The sequence below is a fragment of the Pseudomonas putida genome, assembly GCA_029953615.1.
In the GTDB taxonomy this organism is placed as follows: domain Bacteria; phylum Pseudomonadota; class Gammaproteobacteria; order Pseudomonadales; family Pseudomonadaceae; genus Aquipseudomonas.
Genome location: CP124529.1, coordinates 703,081 through 714,216 on the forward strand (window position 1 = coordinate 703,081; position 11,136 = coordinate 714,216).

Genomic DNA, 11,136 nt, shown 5'->3' on the forward strand with positions numbered 1-11,136 from the left:
TTGCAGTTTTTACTTCAGGCTGCCGGAGAGGAACTGCTTCAGACGCTCCGACTGCGGGTTGGCCAGCACTTCGCGCGGGCAGCCGGTTTCCTCGACCAGGCCCTTGTGCAGGAACACCAGCTGGTTGGACACCTCGCGGGCAAAGCCCATTTCGTGGGTCACCACCACCATGGTGCGGCCTTCCTGGGCCAGCGCCTGCATTACCTTGAGCACATCGCCGACCAGTTCCGGGTCCAGCGCCGAGGTCGGCTCGTCGAACAGCATGACCTCCGGCTCCATGGCCAGCGCCCGGGCAATTGCCACACGCTGCTGCTCGCCGCCGGACATATGCCCAGGGAAGGCGTCCTTGCGATGGGCGACACCCACCTTGGCCAGGTAGTGCTCGGCCTTTTCCAGGGCCTCCTTGCGGTTCACGCCCAGCACGTGCACCGGCGCTTCGATGATGTTTTCCAGCGCAGTCATGTGCGACCACAGGTTGAAGTGCTGGAACACCATCGACAGGCGCGAGCGCATGCGCTGCAACTGACGCGGATCGGCGGCCTTGAGTGCGCCATCCTTGCCTGGTACCAGCTTCAACTCTTCGTTGTTGAGCAGGATCTTGCCGGCGTGCGGCTGCTCCAGCAGGTTGATGCAGCGCAGGAAGGTCGACTTGCCCGAACCGCTGGAGCCGATGATGCTGATGACATCGCCTGCCTTGGCCGACAGGGACACGCCCTTGAGCACTTCATGGCTGCCGTAGCGCTTGTGCAGGTCTTGGACTTCGAGTTTGTACATGCTGTCGATTCTCACAAAGCGGTCAGTGCTTGCGCGGCGCCAGGTAGCCGAGCCAGCGGCGTTCGGCCATCTTGAACAGGCGCACCAGGATGAAGGTCAGGCACAGGTAGAACACGCCCGCCGTGATGTAGGCCTCGAAAGGCAGGTAGTACTGGGCATTGACCGTACGCGCAGCGCCAGTGATGTCGATCAGGGTGACGATCGACGCCAGACTGGTGGTCTGCAGCATCATGATCACTTCGTTGCTGTACTGCGGCAGCGCGCGGCGCAGGGCCGACGGCAGCAGGATGCGCCGGTACATCTTCATGCGCGACATGCCCATGGCCTTGGCCGCCTCGATTTCGCCATGGGGCGTGGCCTTGAGGCTGCCGGCGATGATTTCGGCGGTGTAGGCACTGGTGTTGATGCCGAACGCCAGGCAGGCGCAGAAGGTAGCGCTGGACAGCAGCGGCCACAGAAAGCTTTCGCGCACCGCCTCGAACTGCGCCAGGCCGTAGTAGATCAGGAACAGCTGCACCAGCATCGGCGTGCCACGGATCACGTAGGTGTACAGCCACGCCACGAGATTGACCGCTGGCTGTCTGGAAACCCGCATCAGGCCCAGCGGAATGGCCGCCAGCAGGCCGAAGAACAGCGAGATCGCCAGCAGCTTGAGGGTGGTCAGCAGGCCGCCGAAGTACATCGGCAACGCCTCCCAGACGACGTTGTAGTCGAAGATCATAGTTCAGCCACCTTGACGCCCACCGAGTAGCGGCGCTCGAGATACTTCAGGGCCAGCAGCGAGATGCTGGTCAGCACCAGGTACAGGGCCGCCACTGCCAGGAAGAAGGTGAAAGGCTCGCGGGTGGCGTCGGCCGCCTGCTTGGCCTTGAACATCATGTCCTGCAGGCCCACGACCGAAATCAGTGCAGTGGCCTTGGTCAGCACCAGCCAGTTGTTGGTGAAGCCCGGGATCGCCAGGCGAATCATTTGCGGCACCTGGATGCGGAAGAACACCTGGCGGTTGCTCATGCCATATGCCACACCCGCTTCGGCCTGGCCCTTCGGAATACCGAGGAATGCACCGCGGAAGGTTTCCGAGAGGTAGGCGCCAAAGATGAAGCCCAGGGTACCGATACCGGCGATCAGCGGATTCAGGTCGATGTAGTCTTCATAGCCGAGCAGCGGCGCTACCCGGTTGATGATGTCCTGCCCGCCGTAGAAGATCAGCAGGATCAGGACCAGGTCCGGAATGCCACGAATCACCGTGGAATACAGATCGCCCAGCCAAGCCAGCCAGCGCACCGGCGACAAGCGCAGCGCCACACCGATCAGGCCGAGCACGATGGCCAGGGCCATCGACGACAGGGCGAGCTGAAGCGTCAGCCACGCCCCGTCGAGGATGACTGCCCCGTAGCCTTTCAACATGATGAGGTCCTCGACCTAGAGAATGAAAAATGGTGCAAACCTCAGAGCCTCTGCTGTTTGCACCATTGCACAGGTGAAACCCGACGTCTTAGTTCGAGTCTGGACCGTAGATATCGAAGTTGAAGTACTTCTTCTCGATTTCTTTGTACTTGCCGTTGGCACGGATGGCATCGATGGCCGCGTTGATGCGGTCGACGTTGGCCTTGTCACCCTTGCGCACGGCAATGCCGATGCCGTCACCGAAGTACTTGGCGTCGGTGAAGGACGGGCCTACGAAGGCGAAGCCCTTGCCGGCGTCGGTCTTGAGGAAGCCGTCTTCCAGCAGGGTGGCGTCAGCCACGGTGCCATCGAGGCGGCCAGCTGCCACGTCCAGGTAGATTTCGTTCTGGGTGCCGTAAGGAACCACGGTGGCACCTTTGGCGCCCAGCACTTCCTTGGCGAAGCGGTCGTGGATCGAGCCGCGCTGCACACCAATCTTCTTGCCCTTGAGTTCATCCAGGCTGTCGCTGACGGCGGTGCCTTCCTTCATCACCAGGCGCGCCGGGGTCAGGTAGTAGCGCTTGGTGAAGTCGACCGATTTCTTGCGGTCGTCGGTGATCGACATGGACGACAGGATGGCGTCGATCTTGCGCACCTTCAGCGCCGGGATCAGGCCGTCGAATTCCTGCTCGACCCAGGTGCACTTGGCTTTCATCTCTTCGCACAGCGCGTTGCCGATGTCGTAGTCAAAACCGGCGATGCTGCCATCAGGTTGCTTGAAGGCAAAGGGTGGGTAGGCGGCCTCGATACCGATTTTCAACGGTTTTTCATCGGCCTGCGATACCAGGGAAAACACGGACAGCGCCAGGGCGCCAAGCAGTGCGAGCTTCTTCATCAGGTAACTCCATCGGTACGGGGCAATACAAGGCAGGTAACGGCTGCCCGATATGCGAATGGGTACAACGCGAGCCGCGCAGGGTATCGACCAAGGTCGCAGACCACGAGCGTGTGAGTGGCATTCTAGCGACAGCCCGGTAGTCGATATTTCTTCAAAGCGACAACTACTTACAGAAGCGCCTGAAACCGCTGCGGGCGATGTTGACAGCCAGTGCAAAATATGCAAAAGCGCAAGAAATAGAACCTATAGACCTAGCAATTCCCGGGCCTATTATTGGCAAAGCCTTGTAGTACGGCAAGTGTAGCGTGTTGCGCGGGGAAAAATGCCAGCGAAATGCACCGAAACGAAGCGGAATTGTTTCCTGGCGCCCCGATGACGTGCGCCAACGGTGACAGAACAGTTACCGATGAATGTCGGGTAACAGTAAAGCAAAAACCCCGCCGGTTGCCCGGGCGGGGTTCTTGTGTGGGAGCGGGCGTGCCCGCGAAGCAGGCGGCGCGGTGGATGGCACCGGCTGCGCCGGTGTTCGCGGGCGCGCCCGCTCCCACACGCGGCTGTTATGCCGAAGCCAGGCTCATGGCCTTGTGGGTATCGATCAGGTGCTGCACCACGCTCGGGTCGGCCAAGGTCGAGATATCGCCCAGGGCATCGTACTCACCCGTGGCAATCTTGCGCAGGATACGGCGCATGATCTTGCCCGAACGGGTCTTCGGCAGCCCCGGCGCCCACTGGATCACATCCGGCGAGGCGATCGGGCCGATCTCCTTGCGCACCCAGTTCTTCAGCTCCAGGCGCAACTGCTCGCTGGCCTCGATACCGGCATTAAGGGTGACATACACATAAATGCCCTGCCCCTTGATGTCGTGCGGCACACCCACCACCGCCGCCTCGGCCACTTTCGCATGGGCCACCATGGCGCTTTCGATCTCGGCAGTGCCCATGCGGTGACCGGACACGTTCAGCACGTCATCCACGCGACCGGTGATCCAGTAGTAGCCATCCTCGTCGCGGCGCGCACCGTCGCCGGTGAAGTACATGCCACGGAAGGTCTTGAAGTAGGTGTCGACGAAACGGTCGTGGTCGCCGTACAGCGAGCGCGACTGCCCCGGCCAGGAATCGAGGATCACCAGGTTGCCCTCGGCGGCGCCCTCGATCAGGTTGCCCAGGTTGTCCACCAGTGCCGGCACCACGCCGAAGAACGGACGGGTTGCCGAACCCGGCTTGAGGCCGGTAGCGCCCGGCAGCGGGCTGATCAGGATGCCGCCGGTCTCGGTCTGCCACCAGGTGTCGACGATCGGGCAACGCTCCTTGCCCACAGCCTTGTAGTACCAGTTCCAGGCTTCCGGGTTGATCGGCTCACCCACCGAGCCAAGCAGACGCAGGCTGGAGCCATCGGCACCGGCAACCGCGGCCTCGCCTTCGGCCATCATCGCGCGGATGGCGGTTGGCGCGGTGTACAGGATGTTGACCTTGTGCTTGTCGATGATCTTCGACACACGGGTGATGTCCGGGTAGTTCGGCACGCCTTCGAACAGCAGGGTGGTGGCGCCATTGGCCAGCGGGCCGTAGACGATGTAGCTGTGGCCAGTGACCCAACCCACGTCGGCGGTGCACCAGTACACCTCGCCCGGGCGATAGTCGAACACGCGTTCATGGGTCAGCGCGGCGTACACCAGGTAGCCGCCGGTAGTGTGCAGTACACCCTTGGGCTTGCCAGTGGAGCCGGAGGTATAAAGGATGAACAGCGCTTCCTCGGCGCCCATCTCCTTCGGCGCGCAGTGGCTGGAAGCCACTTTCATCAGGTCTTCGTACCAGATGTCGCGGTGCTGGTGCCAGGCTATGTCGCCACCGGTGCGCTTGCACACGATGATCTTCTGCACGCTGCTGGTTTCCGGGTTGGTCAGCGCCAGGTCGACGTTGGCCTTGAGCGGGGTACGGCGACCGCCGCGCACGCCTTCGTCGGCGGTAATCACGATCTTGGACTTGCAGTCGATGATACGGCCGGCCAGCGCCTCGGGCGAGAAGCCACCGAACACCACCGAGTGGATCGCACCGATACGGGCACAGGCCAGCATGGCGACCACGGCTTCGGGGATCATCGGCATGTAGATGGTGACCACGTCACCGCGGTGCACATCCTGGCCACGCAGGGCGTTGGCGAACTTGCAGACTTGCTCGTGCAGTTCGCGGTAGGTGATGTTGCGGTGCTCGGAAGGGTCGTCACCCTCCCAGATGATGGCCAACTGGTCGCCGCGCTCTTCGAGGTGGCGGTCCAGGCAGTTGGAGGAAACGTTCAGAGTGCCGTCGGCGAACCATTTGATATCGACGTGGTGGTCGTCGAAAGAGGTCTGCTTGACCTTGGTGAATGGCTTGATCCAGTCGATGCGCTGGGCCTGCTCGCGCCAGAAGCCGTCCGGGTTGATCACCGACTGCTGGTACATGGCCTTGTAGGTGGCCTCGTCGGTCAGGGTAGTGGCCGCAACCTCGGGACGAACGGGATACAGTGGAGCCGCACTCATCTGTGTTACCTCGGTGTAATAGTTGTTTTTGTATGGAACCGTTTGTAACTGTACCAGAGCAACAAAAGCCATTCGACGTTGGTAGTAATTTGGTACGCCCGTCCCGGCAAAGCGCTCTGGCATGCGGATTACAGCCCTGACCACGAAAAAACGGGGGCTTTAGCAGAAGATTGTTACAGATTTTGCCAAAACACTTTATCAAAAGACCCACTGTTTCGGCCTTCGCCCCAGCCATAAAATTCACTTCGCCAGCAACGGCAAGGCGATTAACAACTGGTAACAGCCCCCACGAAGGCAAGCGTTAATCCCCATCCAAACCCGATAGTTAAAACCAGCAATACTCGCGGCGCCATAAGCGCCGCGTGCCCCCTCACGACCTTAGACAGGTAAATTGAAAATGAAAGCTTTACTGGTATTGGTACTTGGCAGTCTTTGCGGCGCGGCGATGGCCGGCGAAGCCAAAGATGCCGAGCAGATTCCGGTTGAACAGTACAGTTACTCGCAGCACCTGGACATTGCCCGCGTCATTTCCATGAGCGAAGTGCCCAATGTGTGCGAAGTCGTGCCAGCCCGCATGACCTACGAGGACTCCAAGGGCCAGAAGCACATTCTCGAATACCGCGTGATGGGGAACGGCTGCTCGAACGGCTGATACCTTGTGGATTGGGGGCCCTGCGGGCCCCATTCGCGGGCTTGCCCGCTCCCACAGGTACAGCGCCTGCCTTGAATCTGGCGCGGTACCTGTGGGAGCGGGCAAGCCCGCGAAGAATATTGCACCTGATTAACAGGTTATTGACCGCTTGTTAATCTGCAGACTTGCCAAGCGAGTAATCCCTCAACTTGTTGGCAATGGTCGTATGCGAAACACCCAGTCTTTTACCTAAAGCCCGGCTACTCGGAAACTCCCCCATCAAACTTTCCAGCACCGCTTTTTCAAAGCGCCCGACAATTTGCGAAAGATCTCCATCCAGCGAAAACTCACCCAACGGCTGGCGCACACCATAATCCGGCAAACGGATATGTTCACTTTTGACTACGCCGCCTTCGCATAACGAAACCGCCTGGAACAATACGTTTTCCAACTGCCTGACATTACCCGGCCAATGGTACTGCCCAAGTTTGTCCATCGCCGCCGGCGCCAGGCGTGGCATGGCGCAGCCGATCTGCCGGCTGGCCTGGTCGAGAAAGTGCTGCACCAGCCCTTCCAGGCCATCCATGCATTCGCGCAAGGGTGGAATGTGCAGCGACAACACATTGAGCCGGTGATACAGGTCCTGGCGAAACTCGCCACGGGCACACAATTCGGACAGATCCACCTGGGTCGCGCAGATCACCCGCACATCCAGATACACCTCTTCATCACTGCCTACGCGGCGGAAGCAGCCATCCTGCAGAAAACGCAGCAGCTTCACCTGAAGACGCGGGCTCATCTCCCCTACCCCGTCAAGGAACAGCGTGCCACCGGCGGTCAGCTCCAGCAGCCCCAGCTTGCCCTCGGCTCGCGCCCCTTCGAATGCCCCGGGGCCGTAGCCGAACAGCTCGGTTTCGGCCATCGACTCGGGCAACCCGGCGCAATTGAGCGCCATCAATGGCGACTGGCCGCGCGGGCTGGCCAGGTGGCAGGCACGCGCCAGCAGCTCCTTGCCGGTGCCAGTCTCGCCCTCGATCAGCAATGGCGCATCCAGCGGCGCCATGCGCCGCGCCTCGCGTACCACCGCCGCCATCACCCGCGAGCTCTGGAAGATGCTGTCGAAACCGCGCAGCTCCTGCTTGCGCACGTTGTAGATGCGCTCACCGATACGGTCGGCGCGGTGCAGGGTCAACACTGCCCCGGCCAGCGCCTCGCTGTCGTCATGCTCGGACTGCAGCGGCGCGATGTCGGCGAGGAACACATCGCCCTTGACCTTGATGCGCAGGCCGTTTATGCGCGACTTGTTGGCCCGCACCAGCTCTGGCAGGTCGAAGTCCTCCACATAGCGTGCCAGCGGCATGCCCGGCACCTCGTCTACCCGCACCCCCAGCAACTGCGCAGCGGCACGGTTGGCGGCGACGATACTGCCGCCCATGTCGATCGACAGCACCGGGAAGTCCAGCGCCCCGAGCAGCGCATTCAGCTCCATGTGCCGGCGCTCGCTGGGCATCAGCCCCACGCGCTTGACGCCAAACACCCCGGCGATGGCCTCGAACTTCGGCCGCAGCGCCTGGAACTGCAAATTGATCAGGTTCGGGCAATGCAGGTAGATGGCGTTGCCATGGTCACCGCCCACCTCGCCGCGCAGCACGTTGATGCCGTACTCCACCAGCAGGTTGAGGATGTCGCGCAGGATGCCAATACGGTTCTGGCAATGCACTTTGATACGCATGAGGGCTCTCGAAGCGCCAATGTTTTTCAACACCGCGCGGAAAAGTCGTAAAGATAAGCTGACAAAAACAGCCGAAGCTTCAGCCAGATGCCTCGGATTTTCCGACACCTGCGCATTTTTGTAAAATTATCGTTACGAAAATACCGCCCAAAGCCAGCACCGGCCGTTGACCCACCCCGTGCAAAGCGGCCAGCGAAGGGATATTCCTTAGGCATGTCCTGTACATAACAAGAAAAGCCCTCACCAGGAGAGCCACATGAAACAGACGCAATACGTGGCACGCGAGCCCGATGCGCATGGTTTTATCGATTACCCGCAGCAAGAGCATGCGGTATGGAACACCCTGATCACCCGCCAGCTGAAAGTGATCGAAGGCCGTGCGTGCCAGGAATACCTGGACGGCATCGACCAGCTCAAGCTGCCCCATGACCGCATTCCGCAGCTGGGAGAGATCAACAAGGTGCTGGGCGCCACCACCGGTTGGCAGGTTGCCCGGGTCCCGGCGCTGATCCCCTTCCAGACCTTCTTCGAACTGCTGGCCAGCAAGCGCTTCCCGGTAGCTACCTTCATCCGCACCCCGGAAGAGCTGGACTACCTGCAGGAGCCCGATATCTTCCATGAGATCTTCGGCCACTGCCCGCTACTGACCAACCCTTGGTTCGCCGAATTCACCCACACCTATGGCAAGCTCGGCCTGGCCGCGACCAAGGAACAACGGGTGTACCTGGCGCGCCTGTACTGGATGACCATCGAGTTCGGCCTGATGGAAACCGCGCAGGGCCGCAAGATTTATGGCGGCGGCATCCTCTCGTCACCCAAAGAGACCGTCTACTGTCTGTCTGACGAGCCCGAGCACCAGGCCTTCGACCCGATCGAGGCGATGCGTACACCGTACCGCATCGACATTCTGCAGCCGCTGTATTTCGTGCTACCGAACATGAAGCGTCTGTTCGACCTGGCCCACGAAGACATCATGGGCATGGTTCACAAAGCCATGCAGCTGGGCCTGCACGCACCGAAATTTCCACCCAAGGTCGCTGCCTGAGCGACTTTGCCGATAACAACTCGAACCGGAAAACACCACATGAATGCCTTGAACCAAGCCCATTGCGAAGCCTGCCGCGCCGACGCACCGAAGGTCACCGACGAAGAACTGGCCGAGCTGATTCGCGAAATCCCGGACTGGAACATCGAAGTACGTGACGGCCACATGGAGCTGGAGCGCGTGTTCCTGTTCAAGAACTTCAAGCACGCCCTGGCGTTCACCAATGCCGTAGGCGAGATCGCCGAAGCCGAAGGCCATCACCCGGGCCTGCTGACCGAGTGGGGCAAGGTCACCGTGACCTGGTGGAGCCACTCGATCAAAGGCCTGCACCGCAACGACTTCATCATGTGTGCGCGTACTGACGAAGTTGCGAAAACGGCAGAAGGCCGCAAGTAAGCACTGAGAAAATGGGGCCGCTTCGCGCCCCTTCGCGGGCCGGCCCGCTCCCACAGTGACCGCGTCGCCCCTGGCTTTCGTGACTTCCTGTGGGAGCGGGCAAGCCCGCGAAGGGGCGCGAAGCGGCCCCAGTTTTTTGCAGGATAACTGTCCGCTGTTCGCCCGCAAAACCGACAAACGATCGGCAAAAAATCCAAACTGTCATTCAGACTTGTGTATCCTGCCCCTGCTTCGCGAAGCTTAAACGCGCCTGGCGCAGACTTTTCACTCACACTTGCGAGGAACGACGAGATGCATGAAATCCCGAATCTTCCCTTCCCAAGCCTGAACCCAGAAGAGCCAACCGTGACCGTTCACGCCGAACCGGCAACCGCCGTCGAGCAGGATGGTGACGATCAATCCAGCGCTGACCAGGAATAACCGCGCGTCCCCCCGACTGTGTGAAAACGGCTGACCTGCGGGCCACCCCCGTCATCACGTTTTCACACCGTCCAGAACCCACGTAGGCCCTCATGCCCCACTCACCGCGCCCCCTTGCGGTCACCCTGCAAGTCGTCTCCATCGTCCTCTTCACCTTCATCGGCTACCTGAACATCGGCATCCCGTTGGCCGTATTGCCCGGCTACGTGCACAACGACCTGGGCTTCAGTGCCGTGGTCGCGGGCCTGGTGATCAGCGTGCAGTACCTGGCCACCCTGCTCAGCCGCCCCACCGCCAGCCGCATCATCGACAACCACGGCAGCAAGAAAGCCGTCATGTATGGCCTGGCCGGCTGCGGGCTCAGCGGGGTCTTCATGCTGGCCTGCGCCTTTCTCAGCCACCTGCCGTGGCTGAGCCTGGCCTGCCTGCTGCTCGGCCGCCTGGTGCTCGGCAGCGCCGAAAGCCTGGTGGGCTCCGGTGCGATTGGCTGGGGCATTGGCCGGGTGGGTGCCACAAACACGGCCAAGGTCATCTCCTGGAACGGCATCGCCAGCTATGGCGCGCTGGCCATTGGCGCCCCGCTGGGCGTGCTGATGGTCAAGGCCCTAGGCCTGTGGAGCATGGGCGTGAGCATCATCCTGCTGTGTGCGCTCGGGCTGCTGCTGGCCTGGCCCAAGCGGGCCGCACCGATCGTCAGCGGCGTGCGCCTGCCGTTCCTGCGTGTGCTGGGCAAGGTGTTCCCGCATGGCTCGGGGCTAGCGCTGGGCTCGATCGGCTTTGGCACCATTGCCACCTTCATTACCCTGTATTACGCCAGCCGCGGCTGGGCCAATGCGGCGCTGACCCTGAGCCTGTTCGGCGCCGCCTTCATAAGTGCACGGCTGTTGTTCGGCAACCTGATCAACCGGATTGGCGGGTTCCGGGTGGCAATCGCCTGCCTGTCGGTGGAAACGCTTGGGCTGCTGATGCTGTGGCTGGCGCCCAGCGCCGAGATGGCATTGGCAGGGGCGGCGTTGAGCGGGTTCGGCTTCTCGCTGGTGTTCCCGGCATTGGGCGTGGAGGCGGTGAACCAGGTGTCGGCGGCCAACCGCGGGGCGGCGGTGGGGGCGTATTCGCTGTTCATCGATTTGTCGCTGGGAGTGACCGGGCCGCTGGTAGGCGCGGTGGCGGCGGGGTTCGGGTTTGCTTCGATGTTTTTGTTTGCGGCAGCAGCAGCGGCTTGCGGGCTGGCGTTGAGCCTGTATCTGTACCGCCAGGCGCGACGGGGACGAAACAGAGCGCAAGAAGCCTGAATTCGTAGTGCCTGCACTGGCCCTATCGCCGGCAAGCCAGCTC

General features: G+C 61.4%; 11 protein-coding genes. 5 read left to right on the forward strand and 6 right to left on the reverse strand.

The annotated features are described in order from the left end of the window. Window positions 1-9: 9 nt before the first annotated feature. From QIY50_03280 to acs, 5 genes are all read right to left on the reverse strand, one after another. Window positions 10-774, reverse strand: coding sequence for an ABC transporter ATP-binding protein (locus QIY50_03280; GenBank protein WGV21297.1), 765 nt, complete (start codon window positions 772-774; stop codon window positions 10-12). Between the two features lie 22 nt (window positions 775-796). Next, the gene (locus QIY50_03285; protein WGV21298.1) at window positions 797-1,495 is read right to left on the reverse strand and encodes an ABC transporter permease; all 699 of its coding nucleotides are present in this window, start codon (window positions 1,493-1,495) and stop codon (window positions 797-799) included. Beyond that, window positions 1,492-2,181 carry an ABC transporter permease gene (locus QIY50_03290; GenBank protein WGV21299.1) on the reverse strand — a complete coding sequence of 230 codons (690 nt, stop codon included), beginning with the start codon at window positions 2,179-2,181 and terminating at the stop codon, window positions 1,492-1,494. Before QIY50_03290 ends, QIY50_03285 begins: the two co-directional genes overlap by 4 nt. Window positions 2,182-2,269: 88 nt before the next feature. Beyond that, window positions 2,270-3,055: an ABC transporter substrate-binding protein gene (locus QIY50_03295; GenBank protein ID WGV21300.1), complete on the reverse strand. Its 786-nt coding sequence runs from the start codon at window positions 3,053-3,055 to the stop codon at window positions 2,270-2,272. Between the two features lie 560 nt (window positions 3,056-3,615). Further along, window positions 3,616-5,577, reverse strand: a complete 1,962-nt coding sequence (gene acs, locus QIY50_03300; GenBank protein WGV21301.1) for an acetate--CoA ligase — start codon at window positions 5,575-5,577, stop codon at window positions 3,616-3,618. A gap of 397 nt (window positions 5,578-5,974) precedes the next feature. Here acs and QIY50_03305 point away from each other — a divergent pair, with 397 nt between their 5' ends. Further along, window positions 5,975-6,229: a DUF2790 domain-containing protein gene (locus tag QIY50_03305; protein WGV21302.1), complete on the forward strand. Its 255-nt coding sequence runs from the start codon at window positions 5,975-5,977 to the stop codon at window positions 6,227-6,229. 151 nt (window positions 6,230-6,380) lie between these two features. On the opposite strand, the gene QIY50_03310 is transcribed toward QIY50_03305, so the two are convergent. Continuing rightward, on the reverse strand, window positions 6,381-7,940 hold the full coding sequence (locus QIY50_03310; protein ID WGV21303.1) for a sigma-54-dependent phenylalanine hydroxylase transcriptional regulator PhhR: 1,560 nt from the start codon (window positions 7,938-7,940) through the stop codon (window positions 6,381-6,383). A 256-nt stretch (window positions 7,941-8,196) separates the two neighbouring features. On the opposite strand from QIY50_03310, the gene phhA reads away from it, so the two are divergent. The 4 genes from phhA (at window position 8,197) to QIY50_03330 (ending at window position 11,093) form a co-directional block, all read left to right on the forward strand. After that, window positions 8,197-8,985 (forward strand): phenylalanine 4-monooxygenase, encoded by a 789-nt coding sequence (gene phhA / locus QIY50_03315; protein ID WGV21304.1) that lies wholly within the window; start codon window positions 8,197-8,199, stop codon window positions 8,983-8,985. Between the two features lie 39 nt (window positions 8,986-9,024). After that, window positions 9,025-9,381 (forward strand): 4a-hydroxytetrahydrobiopterin dehydratase, encoded by a 357-nt coding sequence (locus QIY50_03320; protein ID WGV21305.1) that lies wholly within the window; start codon window positions 9,025-9,027, stop codon window positions 9,379-9,381. 291 nt (window positions 9,382-9,672) lie between these two features. After that, window positions 9,673-9,801, forward strand: a complete 129-nt coding sequence (locus QIY50_03325; GenBank protein ID WGV21306.1) for a hypothetical protein — start codon at window positions 9,673-9,675, stop codon at window positions 9,799-9,801. A gap of 92 nt (window positions 9,802-9,893) precedes the next feature. Next, window positions 9,894-11,093, forward strand: coding sequence for an MFS transporter (locus QIY50_03330; protein ID WGV21307.1), 1,200 nt, complete (start codon window positions 9,894-9,896; stop codon window positions 11,091-11,093). The last annotated feature ends 43 nt before the right edge of the window (window positions 11,094-11,136 follow it).